An 18330-nucleotide genomic window follows, 5' to 3' on the forward strand; every position below is an offset into this window, starting at 1 on the left:
CACTGACCTCCGTCGTTCCGTACCGTACGGGGCGACGGAGGAGGGTGATCACGTGGCGGGACTGCGCCTTGGACCACTGCTGAGATACGCCGACGGGTCGACCGCGACCGTCTGGGTCGAGGCGAGCCGCCCCTGCACCGCCGAGGTGCGCTGCCCGGACGGCGCCCAGGGCTCGGCCACCACCTTCCAGGTCGCGGGCCACCACTACGCCCTGGTGCCGGTGAGCGGCCTCGCACCGGGCACGGCACGGTCGTACGAGGTGTTCCTCGACGGCACCCGTGTGTGGCCGCTGCCGGACTCGCCCCTCCCGCCGTCGGTGATCCGCACCCCGGGCGAGGGCGACGGCCTGCGGGTGGCCTTCGGCTCCTGCCGCTGGGCGGCGGCGCCCGCCGACGGGCACGACCCGGTGGGCCCGGACGCCCTGGACACGCTGGCGGCCCGGATCGCGGCCGACCCGGAGGGCGAACGGCCCGACGTCCTGCTGCTGCTCGGCGACCAGGTGTACGCCGACGAGACCTCCGAGGCCACCCAGCGCTGGCTGGCCGCCCGCCGCGATCTGAGCGACCCGCCCGGCAAGGAGGTCGCCGACTACGAGGAGTACACCCGCCTCTACTACGAATCGTGGCTCGACCCCGAGGTCCGCTGGCTGCTGTCCACCGTCCCCAGCTGCATGATCTTCGACGACCACGATGTCATCGACGACTGGAACACCTCCGCCTCCTGGCTCGCCGACATGCGCGCCACCCCGTGGTGGCGGGAGCGGCTGCTGAGCGGGCTGATGTCGTACTGGGTGCACCAGCACCTCGGCAACCTCTCCCCCGCCGAACTCTCCGCCGACCCGCTCTACGCGGCCGTCCGCGAGACCCCGGACGGCACGGACGCCGTACGCGCCTTCGCCTGCCGGGCCGACTCCGACCCGGCCTCGGTGCGCTGGAGCTACCGACGCGACTTCGGCCGCGTACGCCTGCTGATGGTGGACACCCGGGCGGCCCGCGTCCTCGACGAGGAAAGCCGCGCGATGCTCGACCCAGGCGAGGCGGACTGGCTGCGCGAACAGGCGCTGGACGCGCCCGGAACCTGCGACCACCTCCTCATCGGCACCTCGCTGCCCTGGCTGCTGCCGCACCTGGTGCACGACGCCGAGGTGTGGAACGCGGCTCTGTGCCGGGGCGAGAAGGGCGCTCGCTGGGCGCGGTTCGGGGAGGATCTGCGGCGCGGGGCCGATCTGGAGCACTGGGCGGCGTTCCCGGCATCGTTCGCCGCGCTCACCGAGCTGATCGCCGAGGCCGGTTCGGGGCCCGGGGCACCGGCGACGGTGTGCGTACTCTCCGGGGACGTCCATCACGCGTACATCGCCGAGCCGCGGTGGCCGGCCCGGACACCGGACGCCCGGGTGGTCCAGCTGACCTGCTCCCCCGTCCACAACTCCATCCCGCTGTCGATACGGCTCGGCTTCCGCTTCGGCTGGAGCGCGGTGGCCCGCGCCCTCGGCCGGAGCTTCGCCCGTCATGCGCGCAGTCCGCGCCCGCCCGTGAAATGGCGCAAGACCGGCGGGCCTTGGTTCGGCAATCAGCTCATGACGCTGACGCTCAGCGGCCGTTCGGCCCGGCTGCGGCTCGAACAGGCGCAAGCGGCGGACGGCGGTGGGACGCGGCTGACGACCGTGACGGAGTCCGAACTCGCCCCGTAATCCGCCTGTTGCGCCTGTGTGTTGTGGCCGGGGATGCTCATGACGCATCCCACACCGGAGCCACCCCGGGCTCTGCCCGCCACCCTCCCGACGGCATGATGAGGCGGACCGTCCGCTTCCGACGGGCGGTGCGTCCGCTGCCACGCGTCCCCCCACGCCCGGGAGCCTCTGTTTTGTGCTTTTTGCCTGTCGTGTCCGCATCGACAACAGACCCTGCACCCGTCTCCATAGCCGTGGTCGGTGCCGGGCCGCGCGGCACCAGCGTGCTGGAACGGCTGTGCGCCTCCGCACCCGAACTCCTGTCGCCGGACGGGCAGTTGACAGTACACGTCATCGATCCGGCGCCGCCCGGCCCCGGCCGTGTCTGGCGCACCGCGCAGCCGGCCGAACTGCTGATGAACACCGTGGCCTGCCAGGTGACCCTGTTCACCGACGACAGCGTGGACTGCTCGGGCCCGGTCCGGCCGGGCCCCAGCCTGCACGAGTGGGCGGACGGCGAGCTGGGCCCGGACGACTACCCGACCCGCGCCCACTACGGCCGCTATCTGGAGTGGGTGTTCGCGAAGACGGCGCGGGAGGCGCCGGCCGGGGTGCGCGTCGAGACGCACGCGGCACGCGCGGTACGCCTCGACGACGCCCCCGACGGCCGCCAGTCCCTCACCCTCGACGACGGCCGCACCCTGAGCGGCCTCGCGGCCGTCGTCCTCGCGCAGGGGCATCTGCCGGTGGCCGCGGACACGGCACAGCTGCGGCCGGCCGCGTACGCCGAACGCCACGGCCTGCGCCATGTCCCGCCCGCCAACCCGGCCGACGTCGACCTGTCGGGCATCACGCCGGACGAACCCGTTCTGCTGCGCGGCCTGGGCCTCAACTTCTTCGACCACATGGCCCTGCTGACGACCGGCCGCGGCGGCCGCTTCGACCGTGCGGACGACGGACGGTTGCGCTATGTGCCCTCCGGTCGGGAGCCCCGCCTGTACGCCGGGTCGCGGCGCGGCGTCCCGTACCAGGCCCGCGGGGACAACGAGAAGGGCCCCTACGGCCGTCACCTCCCCCATCTGCTCACCGGCGAGACGATCGCCCGCTTCCGCAAGCACGCCGACTCCGGCGAGGCACCGGACTTCCTCACCGAGATATGGCCGCTGGTGGCGAAGGAGGTGGAGACGGTCTACTACGAGGCCCTGGTCGGGGCCGGAAAGCCGGAGTTCGCCCCACCGTTCCGGGAGCGCTTCCTCGCCACACCGCACGGCGGCCCCCAAGAGGCCGCCGTGCTGGACGAGTTCGGGGTGGCGCGGGAGGAGCGCTGGTCCTGGGACCGGATCTCCCGGCCGTACGCGGGCCACAGCTTCCGCGACCGGGACGCCTGGCGGGACTGGCTGCTCGTGCACCTTTGGCAGGACGCAGCGCAAGCGGCCCTCGGCAATGTCGCCGGCCCCCTCAAGGCGGCCCTCGACGTGCTGCGGGACCTGCGCAACGAACTGCGGCGGATCGTCGACCACGGCGGGCTCGCCGGCCCCTCCCGCCGGGACCACCTGGACCGCTGGTACACCCCGCTCAACGCCTTCCTGTCCATCGGCCCGCCCCGTCGGCGGATCGAGGAGCTGGCCGCGCTGGTGGAGGAGGGCGTGCTGGAGGTGCTCGGGCCCCGGCTGGAGGTGCGAGAGGAGCGCGGGGTCTGGGTGGCGTGCTCCCCGGAGGTGCCCGGCTCGGCGGTCCGGGTGACCACGCTGGTCGAGGCACGGCTGCCGGTACCGGATCTGCGCCGCACCGCCGACCAGCTCCTCGCCCGTCTGCTGGAGGCCGGCCAGTGCCGCCCCCACACCGTCGACGGATACGAAACCGGAGGGCTGGACGTGACACGGCGGCCGTACCGTGTGCTCGACCGTCAAGGGCGGGCGCATCCGCGGCGGTTCGCCTTCGGGGTGCCCACGGAGGGCGTGCACTGGGTGACCGCCGCGGGCGCGCGGCCGGGCGTGGACTCGGTCACGCTGTCCGACGCCGACGCGGTGGCGAGGGCCGCGCTGCGTACGGCCGCGGGCGGGACGCGGCCTCGGATGCGGCCGCGAGCGGAAGCGGACTGGCTCGCGTTCACACTGAGGGACCGTCTCTCCCCGCTGAGTGAACACTCCCTGCCGAACACGTGAGACACCCGTTAACCTTCTGTCACACCCGCCGCGTACGCTGTATGGCTGTCACGGGGGAAACACGGGGAGTGTTGAGGGTGCTCGAGAGTCTCGAGAGCGTGGGGTCGCTGACCGGCAGCCCATGGATCTACGCCATGGTCGCACTGTCGGTCCTTTTGGATGTCTTCCTTCCGGTGCTGCCGAGCGGTGTGCTCGTCATCACCGCCGCCACGGCGGCGGCCGCGGGCTCCGGCGCGGCGACCGGCCGGGTCCCCCACGAGGTCCCCGACATCATGGCCCTGATCTTCTGCGCCGCGACCGCCTCGGTACTGGGCGACCTGGTGGCCTACCGGCTGGCCTGGCGCGGCGGGAAACGTCTGGACCGGGCGATAGCGCGCTCCCGTCGGCTGACCACCGCGCAGGAACGTCTCGGCGGTGCGCTGTCCCAGGGCGGCGGCGCGCTGGTCGTCCTCGCCCGCTTCGCGCCGGCCGGGCGCTCGGTCGTCTCCCTGGTGGCGGGCGCCGCGCACCGCCGCGTTCGTGAGTTCCTGCCCTGGTCCGCGCTCGCGGGCATCGCCTGGGCGGCGTACAGCGTCGCCCTCGGCTACTTCGGCGCGCAGTGGCTCGGGGCGACGTGGCTGGCGACGGGGGTGTCGCTGGTGGCGCTGTTCGGGGCGGGGGCGGGGGCGGCGTACGTGGTGCGGCGGCAGCCGGCGTAGCCGCCCGGCTGCGGGCAGTCGTGCCGCCGGGGCGGCTCCCGTCCCGAGGGAGGCGGCATCCCGTCAGCGCCGGGCAGCGGGACCCGGCCCCCGGCAGCACAGCGGGACCGGACGCAACGCGCCGCGCGCTAACTGGCCCGCCGCGCGGCCTGACCCCGTACCTCCAGCCCCGCCAGCAGCTCCGCCGTGGCCTCCGCGATCACCTCCACCGCACGGTCGAAAACCTCCCGGTTGTGCGCGGCGGGCGCCCGGAACCCGGACACCTTCCGCACGTACTGCAACGCAGCGGCCCGAATCTCCGCTTCCGTCGCCTCCTCGGGCAGGACGGGCGGACGAAGTGTCTTGATGCTCCGGCACATACCCCCAGTCTCACACCAACGCCTGCGATGATCGATCCTCAGGCGGCCACCGTCCCGGGGCCGACCGACGAAAGGGAACGAACCCATGACGGCGAACGACGCACTCACGGTGGCGATACTGGGGCCCGGCGGCACGGGCGGCCTGCTCGCCGCGCTGCTCGCCCGGTCCGGGCACCGGGTGATCTGCCTGGCCGGCGAAGAGACGGCCCGCACGCTGCGTGCATCAGGCGTCCGCGTCCGCAGCGGGCAGTTCGGCGACTTCACGGCCCGTGTCGAGGCGGACACCGAGCTGCGCGAACCGGTCGACGCGTGCCTGGTCGCGGTCAAGCAGACGTCCCTCGACGCCGCCCTCGACCGCGTCCCGCCGGCAGCTCTGGGCGACGGCCTCGTCGTACCGCTGCTGAACGGAGTCGAGCATCCGGCGGCCCTGCGCGCCCGTTACCGTCCCGACCGGGTGGCCCCGGCCGTCATCCGGGTGGAGTCCACTCGGGTGGCTCCGGGAGTGATCGAACACGGCAGTCCCTTCGTCGAGGTCGACCTGACGGGCGATGCGGTCCCCCGGAAGCGTCTCGACGCCCTGGCGCAGGTCCTGGCGGACGCCGGCCCGGTCACCCGAGTGCTGGCGGACGAGACCGCGGCGCTGTGGGCGAAGATGTCCTTCCTCGCGCCCTTCGCGCTGCTGACGACGCGCCATGCGCTTGCGCTGGGTGACGTACGGACGCTGTACCGCGAGGAGTTGACGGCCCTGGTGGCGGAGGCCGCCGTGGTGAGCTCCGCGTGCGGCGCCCCCGCGGACCCGGCACAGGCACTCGCCCGCTACGACGCGTTCCCGGCCCACACGAAGTCCTCGATGCAGCGCGATGCGGAGGCGGGTCGCCCCCTCGAACTCGACGCGATCGGCGGGGCGTTGCTGCGGGCGGCCGAACGGCACGGGGTGGCGGTGCCCGTCACGGCGCGCCTGGTACGGGAGTTGAGGACCGCCGGCCACTGACGGCCCGGCGACGGGCGGCCCCGGCCGGTTCCCTCGGCCGGGTCCGCCCAGGGACTGTCTCAGCGGACCGGCTCGCCGATGCCCAGCAGGTTCCCCTCGCTGTCGCGGAACCAGGCGGCGCGTTCCCCCCGCGCTCCCTTGCTGGGGTAGTTGCCTTCGATGTCGGCGATCCCGTCCTTCGTCCGCAACCCGGGCAGATCGACCTCCTCGAACACCACGCCGCGCTGCTGGAGCTGCGAGACGACCGTCTCGATGTCGTCGACCTCCCACCCCATCTGGGTGAAGGTGCCGGGCGAGGCTCCCACCGACCGGAACAGCGCGAAGTCCACCCCTCCGCACCGGTACAGCAGCCCACCGGGCCGTTCGTCGACGGGCTCAAGGCCGAGCGTCTCGGAGTAGAAGCGCCGCGCCCGGTCCAGGTCCTGGGCGGGAAGCCTGGTCGCCACGCGTCCCCTGGCCAGCGTGTTCCTGCCGTCTGCGTCCATGCCTCCACTGTGCCGCGCACCGGAGAGACGCGCGTTTCGCAGGAACCCCGGGAAGGAACTCGCCACCCAAAATCGAACAGGCGTAGCATTGCCTCGTGGCTACGACCCATGACTTTCCGAGTGACCTCCTCGCCGGTCAGGAGGAGCTGCATCAGGTCCGGGCCGAGCTGTCGGCCCTGCTCAAACGGCTGCCCTGGTCGGTCGAGCCCCTGGACGGCTTCAGCGACGACAACGGCTGGCGCAAGGTGGAACGCCCCGCCTCCCCCGGTTGGACCACCGACGAGCAGGCCGAGGTGGAGAAGCTGCGGCAGCGGGAGCACGAGCTCGCCGTCTTCGTCAGCACGCACCGTTTCTGGGCGGAGGTCGCGACCGCGGAGCGCGCGGATGCCCGTATGCAGGTGAAGCACGCGCGGGAGAGCTGAAGGAGAACCGAACGTGGAAGACCCCGGCCGTGATCGGCCGGGGTCTTCCGATGTGGGCGCGGACGGTTTCGAACCGCCGACATCCTGCTTGTAAGGCAGGCGCTCTACCCCTGAGCTACGCACCCGAGACGAGTCGACAGCCTACATGGCCCGGCCCCCTGTCCTGCAAACCCGTATCGCACCCCCCATCGCACCCCGTATCGCGGGCGGCGTACAGGGGCTCGAACTCGGTGCCGTACCGGACCTCGAGGCCGGCTCACCCATCGTGTCCGCGCACACCCGCGACGGCAAAGTCACCGGCCGGACGACGAACTGACCGGCCCGTGTGTTCGTCCTTATCCGGTGGGAGAATGACACTGGCACCGGCCGGGACGGATGACAGCACGGGAGAGGGATGTGACGGCGACACCTTCGCAGCCGAATTCGCCGTTGGTGCCGCGCGCACACCACCGTCCCGGACGTCACGCGCTCCGCGACACCCTCACCCTGATCGGCCTGCCCCTCGTCGCCGCGCTCGCGCTGCCCGTCGCGTTCGCCGGCGGCGGCACCCGGCGCTGGTTCGGCGGGCGGGCCGACAGCCAGCGGGCCGAGGCGCAGGCCGCGAAGGACGCCGCCGCGGCCGCGTTCTACGAGCTGGACACCGCCCAGCGCGATCTGCGGATCTCGGTGGAGACGATCACGGCCGTGGACGACTCCCCGGCCGCCCGCCGGGCGGTCGCCGACTTCGAGGCGCTCGGCAGGCGCATCGACGAGGTCAGCCACCAGTACATCAACGCCGTGGACGCGCACGATCTCGACCGCGACGACCTGGACGCACACACTGCGGCGCGGGCCCGCGCCGAGCTGACCGCCGCCAAGGACGAGCTGGGTCGCGTCAAACAGGAGCTGGACCGTTTCGCCCAGGGGCTGGAGCCGCTGCTCGGCAAGGCCGAGACGCAGCTCGCCCGGCTGGCGCCCGCCGTCGAGCGGGCCCGGCAGGGGCTGCTGGCCGCCTCGAACGCGCTGGGCGCGGTCCGCGGTTCGGGCCTGAGGGCGGACGATCTCGCCGCCCGGCTCGCCGCCCTCGGGCCGGAGCTCACCCGGCTCAACCAGGGCGCCGGGCAACACGGCGTGCCGCAGACGCTGGAGCGTGCCGAGCGGGTGGCCCGGGAGGCCGGGGCGGTCCGGGCGGAGGCCGAGCGGCTGCCGGAGCGGGCCGCCGAGATCGACCACCGGCTCGTCTCGCTGCGCACCCGCGCCGAGGCGCTGACGACCCGCGCGGGTCAGGTCGAGCCGGTGCTGAGCGAGCTGCGGCGGCGGTTCACGGCCGCCTGCTGGCAGGACCTCCAGCATGTGCCGGAGCAGGCCGCGGACGCCGTACGGCAGGCCGAGCTGAAGCTGAAGGAGGCGCAGGCCGCGCGGGACGCGCAGCGCTGGCCGGACGCGACCGCGCTGCTGTCGACGGTGCGGGCGCTGCTCAACACGACCGACGAGGCCGTGTCGGCGGCCGGGGACCGGCTGCGGCGGCTCAACGCCGTGCAGAAGGACCCGCGGCAGGAGATCGACCGGACCCGGTTCGCGATCCGGGACGCGCAGCGGCTGGCGATGGCCGGCCGCAACACGCCCGATCCGCGGGACGCGCGCCCGCTGGACGACGCGGTCGCCCGGCTGGAACGCGCCATCGGCACGCTGGAGGAGGGCCGCCACCCCGACTACTGGCACTTCCTCACGGAGACGGAGGCGGTACGCCGGACGGTGGCCGGGGTGGTCTCCCGGATCCGGGAAGAGCGGGGAGCCGGCCACTAGGGCCCACCGTTTGGATCACGCCTGGGCCGGCCCCCGCCGAGGACACCCGTCAGGTGCGGTAGGCGTAGTACGCCGCGTTCGGGTACGACGCGACGATGCTCGCCACCGACCTGCGGAAGGTGTTGTTGGAGTGGTAGGTCACATACGGCACGCCCGACGGGCTGCGGTACGTGACGATCATCGTGTGGTCCTTGGACCCGTCCTTGTCGAAGTCCACCTGGAGCACGTCACCGACGGCCAGCTGGTAGACGTTGGTGAGGGGGGTGGTCCGCTTGGAGTTCTGAGCGAACCAGGACCACTCGTTGACGCCGACGAACGAGTGCGACTGGATGCTCGCGTTGCCGAACCACTTGGTGTAGTCGTACACATACCCCGGCACATGCTTCCAACCGCCCGCCTTCAGCGACTGACTGACGAAGTTGGTGCAGTCACCGCCCGCGCCCTGACCGTTGTAGTCCGGGTACTCCGGGTTGTAGTTGCGCCAGTACTTCTCCGCGTACGTCGCCATGGCCTTGTAGTCCAGCGCGGCGCCGGTCAGCGTCTTGGGCTTGGACGGTGCCGGCCAGGAGGTCGCCGCGCGGGGGGCGTTCGGCATCGTGTCGTCCGTCGTCGTCGCCCTGACGGACGGCTTGGACAGCGTGTTCACCGCGAGGCCCTGGTCGGTGTCACGGATACCGGTCAGCTGCCAGTTGCCCTGCCGGTCGGCGGTGAACGTCAGCTCGTGGTGGGCCTGGAACCCGGTGGTCCTCGGCTCGTTGCCGCGGACCTTCGCATAGGTCAGGGTCGTGGTCTCGGTGACCGCGGCCTTGGCCGTACGACCCGTCACACGCGTGGCGTCCAGGGTGACGGAGGTGCTGGCCTTGCTGTACTGCTCGCCGAGTTTGGCGAGACGTGCCTTGCGCCGGTCCAGCGAGGACAGGCCGGTGTCCTCCCGGTCGGCCACGCCGGACGACACTCGGACATCCCCGGAGAAACCGCCGGTCAGCGGCTTCTCACGGTTGCCCTGCCCTCCGGTCACCAGGGCGTCCGTGCGGTCGGTGAAGACCGCGTCCGCCAGACGCTGAAAGGTCGCCTTGGTCTGCGCGTCCACCGTCGGGTCGTCGACGACGGAGGCGCCCGCGCTCCAGTTGGGCAGCAGCGCCGCTCCCGCGACGACCGAGGCGGCGGCTGCCCCGAGTATGGTGGCGCGGCGCCGCGTACGGCTCAATTTCCTTGACTTCACTGAAGATTCCCCTCTGTCCCGGCACTGGGGAAGCCGGGAAGCGAATCTTCCCACGCACTGTGTGCATGATGTGAAGAGGGCTGCGGTTGAGGTTTGGTTACTCCTTCGTACGCTCCTGAGGTCCGGTCACTTCACCACCGTCGACCAGTCGGGGTTCTGTGCCGGGTCCAGGCTGCGCAACCGCTCCAAGGTGTCCGGTTTCTGCGCGTCCATCCAGTCGGCAAGTTCCTTGAAGGACACGCACTTGACGTCCTTCTTGGTGCACACGTTCTTGATGACCTGGTCGACGGCGTTCATGTAGATGCCGCCGTTCCATTCCTCGAAGTGGTTGCCGATGAACAGCGGGGCCCGGCTGCCGAAGTACACGCGGTTGAAGCCGGCCATGTAGGCGTCGAGGGTCTGCTGCTGCCACTCGGGGTACTTGGCCGGGTCGCCGTTGGTCTCGCCCTCGGACTGGTTGTAGAGGAAGTTGAAGTCCATGGACAGGCCCTGGTAGCTGCCGCCCTCGTACGGGAGCATCTGCAGCGGGAAGTCCCAGATGCCGTTCCTCTTCACCGGCCATATCTGGTAGTCGCCCGGAGAACTGGCGTCGTAGCGCCAGCCGTAGCTCTTCATGGCCTTCAGCAGGTTCTGCTGGCCCTCCAGACAGGGCGCCCGGCCGCCCGTGACCTCCTTCTTGAAGTCGAAGGGCAGCGGGTCGACGTCCTCGTAACCGGTGTTGGTCTTCCAGTTCTCCACGATCGAGAAGAACTGGTCGATCTCGCTCTTCCACTCCGCGACGCTCCATTCGCCGCCGCCCTTCTTCTCGCAGAAGTGGCCGTTGAAGTGGGTGCCGATCTCGTTGCCGTCGTCGTACGCCTTGCCGAGTTGCTCCAGCGTGGTGCGTATGTGCTCGTCGGTGGGGAAGCTGATGGCCGCGGAGCCCTTGGGGTGCTGCGGGGGCTGGTAGAGGTCCTTCTTGCTCTTGGGCAGCAGATAGATGCCTGTGAGGAAGAAGGTCATATGGGCGTTGTACTCCTTGGCCAGCTCCCGGTAGTGCGAGAAGAGGTTGTCGTCGCCCGCCAGCGCGCCGTCCCAGGAGAAGACGACGAACTGGGGCGGCTTCTGGCCCGACTTGAGCCGCTCCGGCTTCAACTGGCCTTCCTGGGGGCCCGTGTACGAGGTGGAGCCGTCCCCCAGCACCTGCGTCTCACCGTCCCACTCAGGTTCCTTGCTTGCCCCCGGCGAGGGGTTCTTGCCGGGGTCCTTGCCGGAGGACGCGGTCGGTGCGGTGTTGTCCGAGCGGTTCAGGGCCAGATAGCCCGCGACGAGCGAGGCCACGACGAGAAGGGCGGCCAGGGTCAGAAACCCGGGCCGGGTGGTACGGCGGGGAGCGGGGGCTTTTCGACGGCGGCCGGATGCCGACTGGGTGCGGGGCTTCATGGGCGGCTCATTCTTCGGGGTTGCGGGTGCGCTGCGTTCAGCCGAGGGGGCTCATGGCTCTGAACCAGATGTCGTAGGGGGCGTCGGTGGCGTTCGGGCCGGCGACTCCCTTGAGCGGCAAAGGTTCCAGGCTCTTGGTCAGGTCGATGCGGTAGACGACGACGGCGGTCGACACGGACTTGTTCGTGCCGACGTACCAGGCGGCCGTGTCGTCCTGCGTGGTACCGGCCTTGCCCGCCACGGTCGCCGTGCCGGGGGCGTCGGTGTCATGGGCCAGGCGGTACGACTCCGTGAGCCCCTCGGTGACCGCGCGGGCGGTTTCGGCGCTCATCGCGGTGCGCGGCTTCGGCCGGTCCAGTGCGACCTTGGAGCCGTTGCGGGTGATCCGGCTGACCGAGTACGGCTCGGTGTGCTTGCCGTCGGCGTCGAACGTGGCGTAGCCGGTCGCCATGCGCAGCGCGCTGGGTGTCGCGCTGCCCAGGGACAGTTCGGGCACCTGCCGGCCGAAGCTGGACGGGAGGAACCCGGCCGCCTCGGCGGTCTTGCGCACATTGGGCAGGCCGGTGTCCATGCCGAGCTGCATGAACGTCGTGTTCACCGACTGGGCGAGCGCGGTGCGCAGACTGATCTGCCCCCAGTCCTTCTCGCCGTCGTTGCGGGCTTTGACCTGCTTGCCGCTGCGGTCCCAGTAGGGACCCTCGGGCGTCGTGACCGCAATGGCGTTGTCGCCGTTGTAGACCGTGTCCGGGGTGACGGGCGCCGCGATTCCGTCGCGGGTCTTGGTGACCCCGTGCTCCAGGGCCGCGGCATAGACGAAGGGGACGAACGCCGTGCCCGCCGGGACGGTGGTGGCGTTGGACTCGTTGAAGCCCTGGATACGGTGGTCCGGGCCGCCGTAGATCGCGAGGATCCTGCCGTCGGCGGTGACCGAGGCGGCGCCGTAGTGGGCGGTCTTCGCCCTGGCCGGGCTGTCCCGCTTGGCCTCCTTGCGTGCCTTGGCCACGGCGGCGGTGAGCTCGGCCTCCCGGGTGCGGTCGAAGGTGGTGTAGATCTGGTAGCCGCCCAGGTCGAACTCCTTGTCCGATATGTGTGCGGTCTTCTTGGCGTACTGGGTTGCGAGTTCGACGAGGTAGTCGGACTGCTTGCCGGTGTCGTAGGTGCGGGACTGCTTGAGGGGCTCCGGGAAGGACTTGTACGTGGCGCGCTCGGTGGGCGACAGCTTGCCGAGGTCCACCATGCGGTCGAGGATCCACTCCCAGCGCTCGACGGCCCGGTCGTGGTTCTCCTGGCTGCGTACGGGGTCGTAGAGGCCGGCGCCCTTCAGCAGGGAGGCGAGGAAGGCGGCCTCACTGGCGTTGAGCTGGCGCACGTCCTTGCCGTAGTAGGCCTGGGCGGCGCGCTGGATGCCGTAGGTGCCGCGGCCGAACCAGCTGGTGTTGAGGTAGTTTTCGAGGATCTTGTCCTTGCTCATCTTGTTGTCGAGCTTGAGGGCGATCATCGCCTCGGTGAACTTACGGCCGACCGAGCGGTCCTGGCTCAGATAGACGTTCTTCACGTACTGCTGGGTGATGGTGGAGCCGCCCTGGGTGTCGCCCTCGCCGACGGTGCGCCACAGGGCGCGGCCGATGCCGCTGACGGAGATGCCCGGGTCGGAGTAGAAGCTCGCGTTCTCCGCGGCCAGCACCGCCCAGCGGACGTCGTCCGGGATGTCCTTCAGCGGCATCTCCTGCCGCTGCACCCAGCCGGTACGGGCCATCGGGGTGCCGTCGGACCAGAAGAAGACGTTGTCCTGCTGGGTGGCGTACGTGTTCAGGTTGTCCGGTATGTCGGTGGCGGCGTAGGCGATGGTCAGCAGCAGGCTGGTCAGCCCCAGGGAGGACAGCACGGCTCCCAGCGACTGCCGCCAGGAGGGTATCCAGCGGCGCCAGCCGGTGCGGCCGGGACGCGGGTACAGCGGCCGCAGCTTGCGGGCGTACGGCGTGACCCCTTCGACGAGCGGGGCCAGCCGGGCGGCCGCCGGGGCGAGGAGCGGCCTGAGGACAGCGGCGATACGCACGAGCACGGACGGCGGCGCCTTGCGACGCCGGGCCGACCGGGCGGGCAGGTCCGGCATGCCCGACTTGGAGGCATGCCCGGCCCGCAGCGAGTCGACCTTCAGCTGCATGGTCTCGTCCGCCGGCGGGGGCGCCTCCGCGTCGGCACGCAACGAGTCGACCTTGAGCTGCATGGTCTCGTCGGCCGGGGGGTGGGCCTTGGCAGCGCGCCCGGACTTCGGGGTCGGGTCGGCTTTCGGGGTGCCGGGCTCGGGAGTACCGGGCTTGGCGGCACCGGGCTTGGCGGCACCAGGCTTGGCGGTACCGGGCTTGGCGGTACCGGGCTTGGCGGTACCGGGCTTCGGAGTCCGGGTGTTCGGGGTTCCGGGCCGCGGAGGCGTGGCCTTCGGAGTGCCGGGTCTCGGCGCCCCGGCCGCCGGAGTCCCCGCCTTCGGGGTTGTGGATGTCGGGGTCGCGGACGTCGGGGTTGTGGACCTCGGGGTCCCGGCCTTCCCGGTCCGGCCCGCCTCGGCATCGCGGTCGGCCTTCTGCGCGTGGCCGGCCCGCAGTTGGTCGACCTTCAGCTGCATGGTCTCGTCGGCCGGCGGCGGGACCTTGGGAGCCGAGGGGTCGGCCTCGGGGGTCCGGCCGGCCTTCGGAGCGGCCGGCTGGGCAGGGCGGCCGGGATGCTGGTTGCGGTCGGACTGCTGGCCCCGGCCGGACTGCTGGGTCCGGTCGGACTGGGGAAGCCGACCGGTCCGCGGAGCCCCGGCCTTCGGAGCTCCGCCGGTCCCCGGAGCTCCAGCTCTCGGAGCCCCGCCGGTTCTCGAACCCTCGTCGGCCCCCGGAGCTCCACCTCTCGGGGCTCCGCCGGTTCTCGAACCGCCGTCGGTCCCCGGAGCCCCGGCTCTCTGAGTCCCGTCGCTCCCCGGAGTCCCCGCTCTGGGCGTCCGGTCGTTCTGCTGGTTCCGGGCGGCGTTCTGCTGGTTCCGCGCAGTCCGGTCCGCCTTCGCGGGCCGGCCCTCCTCCGCGCGGTCTGCCTGCAGCGCATGGTCGGCCCGCAGCTCGTCGACCTTCAGCTGCATGGTCTCGTCCGCCGGCGGGGGCGCCTCCGCCTCCCCGGCGGGAGCCTCTTCGGTCGCCTCCGCCCGCGCGTCGTCCTGCCCGCGTCGGCGGAAGGAACGCCACGGCGTCTCCCGGGGACCACGCGGCCCGCGGCCTCCCTCGACGCCTTCCCCCTGTCCTGCCTCGGTCACGCCTCTCCCTCCGCACACAGTCTTGCTCGCGCGGGTAGATGCAGCGGCCGACCTCTCGGCTGCGAGCCCCCCAGTTCCCCCGGCCGTATGGCCTCCTCGCGGCATCCACAAATTACCAGCGATTTTTTCGAATTGTTCGACCCGCGATCGGACAGAAGTGGAAGCTGTGAGCCACGCAACTCTCCGAGCGTGCCGCTCCCGTTAACCTGAGCGCATGCCTCGCTACGAATACCGCTGCCGGACCTGCGGCGACACCTTCGAACTGAGCCGCCCGATGGCGGAGTCCTCCGCCCCGGCGACCTGCCCTTCCGGGCATGGCGACACGGTCAAACTGCTGTCGACCGTGGCCGTCGGCGGCGCGGCGAAGGCCCCGGCGGCCGCGCCCCGCACGGGCGGCGGGGGCGGCTGCTGCGGAGGCGGCTGCTGCGGAGGCTGACCCGCCGTCCGCCTATCTTCAGCAGATCTTCAGCTTCCGCTCCCGGCGGCCTCGCCGCGCGTCGCCTTCAGGAACTCCCGCAGGATGCGCTCCCCGGCCAGCACGCCTCGCTCCGGCAGTGCGCTGACCGCCGGTGCCGTCCACGCACTGTCGGCCAGCTCGCCGTGGCCCGGACGCCAGCCCCGGTCCGCCGCAAGCAGCAGGTCGGCGTCGAGGAGGGAGTCCCCGGCGGCGAGCGTGAGGTCGGCGCCGGTGCGGCGGGCAACCTCGTGCAGGGCGGCGCTCTTGGTGAGCGGTTTGGGCACGGCGTAGACCTTGCGGCCCTGCAACGACACGGTCCAGCCGCGGTTCTCCGCCCACACCGCGAGCTCCTTCACCCACTCGTCGGGCAGCAGTTCGCGCTCGACGACGAGGTAGGCGAAGAGGTCCTCGGCGATCCGGTGCTTGCGCACCCACAGCGGGTCCGCCGCCGCCATCAGGTGCTCACGCACCTCATCGAGCGGCGCGCACTCGTCGTCCAGCCGGGCCTTCACGCGCGCGTGCCAGTCCAGGTCGGTCACGCCGTCCACCAGCAGGTGCCCGCCGTTGGCGCAGATCGCGTACGCGGGTGCCGGGCCCGGCAGGTTGATGCGCTGGTACTGCTTACGGGTGCGGGTCGTCGTCGGCACGAACACCGCGGCGTCCCCGAGGTCCGTCAGCAGCGCCGCGGCCGTCTCGGTCATGTAGGACAGCGGCCTGCTCTCGTGCACCTCGACGCACAGCAGCCGGGGCGCCCGCGCGTCCGGCATGGTCAGCGCGAGGGCCGCGGCCGAGTAGATGAGCGTACGGTCGAGGTCGCTCGCCACCAGCACCGGCATCAGACCGTCACCGCCTTGCCGTCGGCGCCCGTCGCACCGCGCGTGTACTTGGGGTGGATCAGTCCCACACAGGTGTACGGCAGTTCGTCGACCTCCTCGACCGGTACGCCTCTCTGCTCGGCGAGGAGGCGTACGTGGTCCAGGTCGGCGCCCGCTCCGGCCCGCGCCAGGATCTTCCACGGCACCCGGCGCAGCAGCACCCGGGTGGTCTCGCCGACGCCCGGCTTGACGAGGTTCACATCGTGGATGCCGTACTCCTCGCTGATGCGCTCGACGGCCTTCCAGCCCGCCCAGGTCGGGCTGCGGTCGGCGGACAGCAGTTCCTTGGCCTGCGCGTCGACCGCGTCGGCGACCTCCGGGAAGCGGGCGGTGACCGCGTCCAGGAATTCCAGCGACACATCGGCGCCGGCGAGTTCGCGGTAGAACTTCGCGCCGTGGTAGTCGTCCGGGCCGACGAGGTCCGCGCGCAGCACGGTCCGCGAGATCAGGCCCGAGACGGTGGAGTTGAGGCAGGCCGAGGGGATGAGGTAGTCCTCGCGGGTGCCGTAGGTCCGCACGCAGGAGCCCGGGTCGGCGAGCACCGCGATCTCCGGGTCGAAGCCGGTGATGCCCTCGGCCGCCTCGAACTCCTTCAGGGCGTCGGCGAGTTCGCGGGTGATGGCGCCCTTGCCGGTCCAGCCGTCGACGAAGACGACCTCGGAGGGGTCGTGGTGGGTGGCCAGCCAGCGCAGCGCGTTGGCGTCGATGCCGCGGCCCCGCACGATCGACACGGCGTAGTGCGGCAGGTCGAGCCCGTACCGGAACCGGGCCCAGCGGCGCATCAGGACGCCGACGGGCGTGCCCGCGCGGGCCAGGGAGACCAGGACGGGCCGGGGCGACCGCTCGGCGAGCACGATCTCCGTCACGGCACCGACGGCCTGCGCGAGCCGCGCCGCGGTCTCCTCCAGTGCCGCGTGGAACAGCTCCTGGTACTGCTCGGTCGGCTGGTACTCCACCGGCAGCGACTCCGCGTAGTGCGCGCCGCCGCTCTGGATCGCCTCCTCGCGCTCCTCGGTCGGCGCCTCCAGCGTCACGTCCGAGAGGTCCTGGAGAAGCCAGCCGACCTCCTCGGGCGGATACGAGGAGAAGGCGGGGCCGCGAAGGGGCTCGGGCAGCATGGAGGGCCTTTCGGGTGCGGACGGCGGCTCGGGGACGTAGGACGGGACGACGGTGAGCAGGACGTGCGGGACATGTGCGGCGAGCTGGGCCAGCAGGCCGTCCGGCGCGTGCAGTGCGGGCGTGTCGGCGGTCGAGTCGACGACGGCGACCACGGCGTCGAAGTCGGCGCCCGCGACGTTGTAGGCGTAGCGCTCGCCGGGGCCGTCGCCGGGGTCGTCGTGGGCGGGGAAGACGAGGCGGCTGCGTATCGCGTAGCCGGGGTCGTCGACCGCGAGGACGGGAGAGCGGGTGGTGGTGGAGTAGCGGACCTCGGCGCGCGCGACCCGCTCCAGCTCACGGGCGAGCCGCAGCGGCGCGTACATCAGTTCCTCGAAGCCGAGCACGAGCACGCTCCGCGTGTCAGCGGGGAGCGCCTCGGCCAAGCGGGCGGCCATGGCGGGGAGGGCGCCTTCCAGACGGGTGCGGTGTGCGGGCGTGAACCCGTGGCGGCCGCCATCAGGGAGGCCGGCGGGCCAGCACAGATCGACGCGTTGGACAGGTCCGTGGGGCATGCCGTGGTCGTCCGAGTGCGGGTCGCCCTGGGCGGGTCGCGCAGTTCCCCGCGCCCCTGCGGAGTCGATCGGACCGTCGGCTTCAAGGCTGTCGGCCTCGTACCGCGCCACCAGCTCCTGCCCCTTCTCCAACACCCCGTCCGGCAGCCGTACCGTCCCCGAGGCCGCCGCCACCAAATCGACCCGCGCGCCGATCTCCCGCGCGAAGTCCTCCAGTTGCCCGGCATCCGCCGGCGACCGCATATCGATCAACGCCACCACGACATACCGCCGCCGCGGATACCGCTGATGAAGATCCCGGACGGTGTTCAGCACCGTGTTCCCGGTGGAGAACTCGTCGTCGACGAGGACCAGCGGGCCGTCCCCCGCGAGCAGCGCGGGATCCTCCGGCAGCAGCAGATGGGAGGTGGCGTGGGAGTGGGACTCCTCGAAGCCGCCCGCCGTGGTGACACCGGGGACCGGGCGGCGGGTGGAGTGCAGATAGGGGGCGAGGCCCAGCCCGTCGGCGACCGAGTGCCCGAGACCGGTGGCGGTCTCCGCATAGCCGACGACGACCGCTCTGCCCGCCTGCTCGGCGCCGAGCAGCTCGCGCACCCGGCGGCCGAGCGCGAACCCGTGGCCGTACACGACGGACGGCGACTGCGGTACGTGCTTGCCGAGCACGTTGGACACGAGCAGATGCGCCCGCTTCGGGTTGCGGCGCAGCGCAAGCCCCACCAGTTCGGTCAGCCTGCCGTCCCCGGCGAGCTCGACACCGAGCCGCTCGGCGACCCAGCTGCCCGACCAGACCCCGTTGTTCACTGCCTTGTTCATGCGTCCCT

The 18330-nt window shown here is 71.8% G+C and carries 15 protein-coding genes and 1 tRNA gene; 8 read left to right on the plus strand and 8 right to left on the minus strand.

Features of this window, described 5'->3' with window-relative positions; genetic code table 11:
* The first annotated feature begins 52 nt into the window (after nucleotides 1–52).
* From F7R91_RS08165 to F7R91_RS08175, 3 genes are all read left to right on the plus strand, one after another.
* A complete protein-coding gene (locus tag F7R91_RS08165) occupies nucleotides 53–1690 on the plus strand; it encodes an alkaline phosphatase D family protein (RefSeq protein ID WP_150946020.1) in 1638 nt (545 codons plus the stop codon).
* Nucleotides 1691–1827: 137 nt separating this feature from the next.
* Complete coding sequence (locus tag F7R91_RS08170) at nucleotides 1828–3834, plus strand: FAD/NAD(P)-binding protein (protein WP_408056016.1); 2007 nt, start codon at nucleotides 1828–1830, stop codon at nucleotides 3832–3834.
* Between the two features lie 41 nt (nucleotides 3835–3875).
* Nucleotides 3876–4532, plus strand: a complete 657-nt coding sequence (locus F7R91_RS08175) for a DedA family protein (RefSeq protein ID WP_191971400.1) — start codon at nucleotides 3876–3878, stop codon at nucleotides 4530–4532.
* Between the two features lie 128 nt (nucleotides 4533–4660).
* Here F7R91_RS08175 and F7R91_RS08180 read toward each other — a convergent pair whose 3' ends face one another.
* Nucleotides 4661–4891, minus strand: a complete 231-nt coding sequence (locus F7R91_RS08180; protein ID WP_150946024.1) for a DUF2277 domain-containing protein — start codon at nucleotides 4889–4891, stop codon at nucleotides 4661–4663.
* 85 nt (nucleotides 4892–4976) lie between these two features.
* Here F7R91_RS08180 and F7R91_RS08185 point away from each other — a divergent pair, with 85 nt between their 5' ends.
* Complete coding sequence (locus F7R91_RS08185) at nucleotides 4977–5882, plus strand: ketopantoate reductase family protein (protein WP_150946025.1); 906 nt, start codon at nucleotides 4977–4979, stop codon at nucleotides 5880–5882.
* Nucleotides 5883–5941: 59 nt separating this feature from the next.
* Here F7R91_RS08185 and F7R91_RS08190 read toward each other — a convergent pair whose 3' ends face one another.
* Entirely contained in the window at nucleotides 5942–6367 is a 426-nt protein-coding gene (locus tag F7R91_RS08190) for a VOC family protein (RefSeq protein WP_150946027.1), read from the minus strand.
* Between the two features lie 95 nt (nucleotides 6368–6462).
* On the opposite strand from F7R91_RS08190, the gene F7R91_RS08195 reads away from it, so the two are divergent.
* Nucleotides 6463–6789 carry a hypothetical protein gene (locus F7R91_RS08195; RefSeq protein WP_150946029.1) on the plus strand — a complete coding sequence of 109 codons (327 nt, stop codon included), beginning with the start codon at nucleotides 6463–6465 and terminating at the stop codon, nucleotides 6787–6789.
* A 53-nt stretch (nucleotides 6790–6842) separates the two neighbouring features.
* Here the strand turns inward: F7R91_RS08195 and F7R91_RS08200 are convergent.
* Nucleotides 6843–6914: transfer RNA gene (locus tag F7R91_RS08200), tRNA-Val, on the minus strand.
* 20 nt (nucleotides 6915–6934) lie between these two features.
* Between F7R91_RS08200 and F7R91_RS41910 the strand changes: the two genes are divergently transcribed.
* Nucleotides 6935–7105, plus strand: a complete 171-nt coding sequence (locus F7R91_RS41910; protein WP_191971401.1) for a hypothetical protein — start codon at nucleotides 6935–6937, stop codon at nucleotides 7103–7105.
* 80 nt (nucleotides 7106–7185) lie between these two features.
* Nucleotides 7186–8574 (plus strand): hypothetical protein, encoded by a 1389-nt coding sequence (locus F7R91_RS08205; protein ID WP_150946032.1) that lies wholly within the window; start codon nucleotides 7186–7188, stop codon nucleotides 8572–8574.
* Between the two features lie 49 nt (nucleotides 8575–8623).
* Here the strand turns inward: F7R91_RS08205 and F7R91_RS08210 are convergent, their stop codons facing one another.
* From F7R91_RS08210 to F7R91_RS08220, 3 genes are all read right to left on the minus strand, one after another.
* On the minus strand, nucleotides 8624–9781 hold the full coding sequence (locus F7R91_RS08210) for an amidase domain-containing protein (protein ID WP_202424813.1): 1158 nt from the start codon (nucleotides 9779–9781) through the stop codon (nucleotides 8624–8626).
* Nucleotides 9782–9922: 141 nt separating this feature from the next.
* Complete coding sequence (locus tag F7R91_RS08215) at nucleotides 9923–11218, minus strand: polysaccharide deacetylase family protein (RefSeq protein ID WP_150946035.1); 1296 nt, start codon at nucleotides 11216–11218, stop codon at nucleotides 9923–9925.
* Between the two features lie 37 nt (nucleotides 11219–11255).
* Nucleotides 11256–13445 carry a transglycosylase domain-containing protein gene (locus F7R91_RS08220; RefSeq protein ID WP_150946256.1) on the minus strand — a complete coding sequence of 730 codons (2190 nt, stop codon included), beginning with the start codon at nucleotides 13443–13445 and terminating at the stop codon, nucleotides 11256–11258.
* A 1276-nt stretch (nucleotides 13446–14721) separates the two neighbouring features.
* On the opposite strand from F7R91_RS08220, the gene F7R91_RS08225 reads away from it, so the two are divergent.
* Nucleotides 14722–14943 (plus strand): FmdB family zinc ribbon protein, encoded by a 222-nt coding sequence (locus F7R91_RS08225; RefSeq protein ID WP_150946037.1) that lies wholly within the window; start codon nucleotides 14722–14724, stop codon nucleotides 14941–14943.
* A 29-nt stretch (nucleotides 14944–14972) separates the two neighbouring features.
* Here F7R91_RS08225 and F7R91_RS08230 read toward each other — a convergent pair whose 3' ends face one another.
* Nucleotides 14973–15800 carry an HAD family hydrolase gene (locus tag F7R91_RS08230; RefSeq protein ID WP_150946039.1) on the minus strand — a complete coding sequence of 276 codons (828 nt, stop codon included), beginning with the start codon at nucleotides 15798–15800 and terminating at the stop codon, nucleotides 14973–14975.
* The gene (locus F7R91_RS08235; protein ID WP_150946042.1) at nucleotides 15800–18322 is read right to left on the minus strand and encodes a phosphoribosyltransferase; all 2523 of its coding nucleotides are present in this window, start codon (nucleotides 18320–18322) and stop codon (nucleotides 15800–15802) included. The genes F7R91_RS08230 and F7R91_RS08235 overlap by 1 nt, the downstream gene beginning before the upstream one ends.
* Between the last annotated feature and the right edge of the window lie 8 nt (nucleotides 18323–18330).

This window comes from Streptomyces luteolifulvus, assembly GCF_008806595.1.
GTDB classification, from domain to species: domain Bacteria; phylum Actinomycetota; class Actinomycetes; order Streptomycetales; family Streptomycetaceae; genus Streptomyces; species Streptomyces luteolifulvus.

What these genes read in the sequence shown, in the direction of transcription:
- F7R91_RS08175 (WP_191971400.1), top strand. Translation starts at nt 3,876, where the DNA reads ATGGCTGTCACGGGGGAAACACGGGGAGTGTTGAGGGTGCTCGAGAGT.
- F7R91_RS08180 (WP_150946024.1), bottom strand. Translation starts at nt 4,891, where the DNA reads ATGTGCCGGAGCATCAAGACACTTCGTCCGCCCGTCCTGCCCGAGGAG.
- F7R91_RS08185 (WP_150946025.1), top strand. Translation starts at nt 4,977, where the DNA reads ATGACGGCGAACGACGCACTCACGGTGGCGATACTGGGGCCCGGCGGC.
- F7R91_RS08190 (WP_150946027.1), bottom strand. Translation starts at nt 6,367, where the DNA reads ATGGACGCAGACGGCAGGAACACGCTGGCCAGGGGACGCGTGGCGACC.
- F7R91_RS41910 (WP_191971401.1), top strand. Translation starts at nt 6,935, where the DNA reads ATGGCCCGGCCCCCTGTCCTGCAAACCCGTATCGCACCCCCCATCGCA.
- F7R91_RS08215 (WP_150946035.1), bottom strand. Translation starts at nt 11,218, where the DNA reads ATGAAGCCCCGCACCCAGTCGGCATCCGGCCGCCGTCGAAAAGCCCCC.
- F7R91_RS08220 (WP_150946256.1), bottom strand. Translation starts at nt 13,445, where the DNA reads ATGCAGCTCAAGGTCGACTCGTTGCGTGCCGACGCGGAGGCGCCCCCG.
- F7R91_RS08225 (WP_150946037.1), top strand. Translation starts at nt 14,722, where the DNA reads ATGCCTCGCTACGAATACCGCTGCCGGACCTGCGGCGACACCTTCGAA.
- F7R91_RS08230 (WP_150946039.1), bottom strand. Translation starts at nt 15,800, where the DNA reads ATGCCGGTGCTGGTGGCGAGCGACCTCGACCGTACGCTCATCTACTCG.
- F7R91_RS08235 (WP_150946042.1), bottom strand. Translation starts at nt 18,322, where the DNA reads ATGAACAAGGCAGTGAACAACGGGGTCTGGTCGGGCAGCTGGGTCGCC.